Origin of the sequence: Thalassobius vesicularis (genome assembly GCF_004799325.1) — a bacterium.
Classification (GTDB): Bacteria; Pseudomonadota; Alphaproteobacteria; order Rhodobacterales; family Rhodobacteraceae; genus Thalassobius; species Thalassobius vesicularis.
Genome location: NZ_SSMD01000023.1, coordinates 1 through 1,533 on the forward strand (window position 1 = coordinate 1; position 1,533 = coordinate 1,533).

Here is a 1,533-nt window from a genome sequence, read left to right on the forward strand (position 1 = left end):
CTGATTTCCGCGCAGTGGAAGCCGAGATTGTCGTACCCTACAGAGGGGCGGCCGCCGAGGATGTGGAAACAGCTATCTGCGCGCCTCTCTGGGACGGTGTGCAAAGTGTCGAGGGGCTAGAAACCTTTACCTGCACCGCACAGGCTGGTCGCGCACGAGCAGTAGCCACAATGGCGCCTGGCAATGACGCGTTACGCTTTGTTAACTCTCTGCGGACCGAGGTTTCGGCAATCGACACCTTCCCAGATCGCGCAGATCCGGCTGTTGTCCGTGAGTTGCATCGTACCGATCCTGTCACATCCGTAGCCATCTCGGGCGATCTGCCCTTAAGCGAACTGGATTTTTACGCAGAGGGATTATCGGACCGCCTGACGGCTCTGCCTGGCGTTGCCCGTGTTACGCGCGGAGGCTTGGGCACCCGCACACTTACAATTTCCGCCTCGCGCACAGTGTTGGAAAGCCACGGGCTCACACCCGCAGCACTTGCTATGGCCATCGCTGCGCAGAACATTGACCTGCCTATCGGAACGCTCGAGGGAGATGACGCCGAACTTACTGTGCGCTTCACCGCCGAGCGTGACACCGCTGCTGCGCTGGCCACGATCCCGGTTATGGCATTGCCGAATGGTGCAACTCTGACGCTGAGCGACGTGGCCTTGATTGAGGAACGCTTCGAGCCGTCGCACGATCGCGCCTTCGTCGATGGCGCTCCCGCTATCGTGCTTGACGTGGCGAAAGCGCTCAATGCAGACGCATTGCGCGTGCTGGATGGCGTTGCAACGCTGGTAGCCGAAGAAACGGCGCACCAACCTCCTTCTATCCGAATTGAGGTCGTTCAAGATGTGACATCCATCATCCGCGATCGATTGGTGATGCTGGTGCAGAACGGGGTGATCGGCCTTGTTCTGGTCGTCATCGTCATGAGTTTGTTTTTCCGGCCCGGTTTCGCGATCTGGGCGGCAATGGGTTTGCCCGTTGCCTTTGCCGGTGCCTTCCTCTGGATGGCTTTGACGGGCCTTAGCTTGAATATGATGACGTTGGTCGCGCTTCTTATGGCAATCGGCATCGTGATGGACGATTCTATTGTGATCGCGGATTCCATTGCGGTGCATGCCAGCGAAAATCCGACAGTCGAGACCGTAACCAAAGGTGTCACAGCTGTAGCCCCTGGCGTTATATCGTCATTCCTAACAACGTTGGCAGTGTTTCTTCCTCTGGCCTTCTTGGCCGGTGAATTGGGGGCGGTGCTTGAGGTTTTGCCTGTCGTCTTGTTGGCGGCGCTCTTCGCCTCGCTTATCGAAGCCTTTTTCATACTGCCCCATCACCTAAAAGGCGGGATGAAGAAAACCGCTCCCTCTCGTTTCCGGACCCGTTTTGATGCAGGCTTTGATATCCTTCGTGAACGAGGTGTGGGCCGTCTGGCTGACGCAGCGATAAAGGCACGCTGGCTGGTCGTAGGCCTAGCCATTGGTGCCCTGATCCTGACGGTTGGCGCTCTCATGGGTGGCGTGGTCAAACGGGAGGCTATGCCTG

The 1,533-nt window shown here is 58.0% G+C and carries 1 protein-coding gene; it reads left to right on the top strand.

Annotation, left to right across the window (positions count from 1 at the left end; genetic code table 11):
* Positions 1-1,533: efflux RND transporter permease subunit (locus E7681_RS18605; RefSeq protein WP_136340760.1), on the top strand; the 1,533-nt coding region annotated here is incomplete at both ends.